Below are 274 nucleotides of genomic sequence, written 5' to 3'. Positions count from 1 at the left end.
CCCACCACTTCCCCCAATACCAGCCAGGTATCAACCGGTGAGCCATCTGCGGCCGTCAGTTGCAGGCTCTGTGATAAACGACACTCAAAATTGACGGGACTTTGTGCCACGCGCGGCACGTTAACTAACCGACTCTCTCCTTTGCTAAGCCCGGCGGCAAAAAACTCGTCCTCACCGTGCGGCAAGCTGGCTGACGTTTCGTTCATCGCAGTGGCCAGCTCAAGAGTCGTCAGGTTCCAGACAAATTCACCGGTTTCGATAATATTCTGCACGC

At 55.1% G+C, this 274-nt stretch carries 1 protein-coding gene; it reads right to left on the bottom strand.

The genetic code is table 11. The features are described 5' to 3' along the window. Positions 1-274: flavin reductase family protein (locus FDX22_RS15995; RefSeq protein ID WP_255432949.1), on the bottom strand; the 274-nt coding region annotated here is incomplete at both ends.

It is taken from the genome of Citrobacter sp. TBCS-14 (genome assembly GCF_005280805.1).
GTDB classification, from domain to species: domain Bacteria; phylum Pseudomonadota; class Gammaproteobacteria; order Enterobacterales; family Enterobacteriaceae; genus Citrobacter; species Citrobacter gillenii.
The sequence above is the reverse complement of the archived record's forward strand: the minus strand, read 5'-3'. Positions and strand labels throughout refer to the sequence as shown.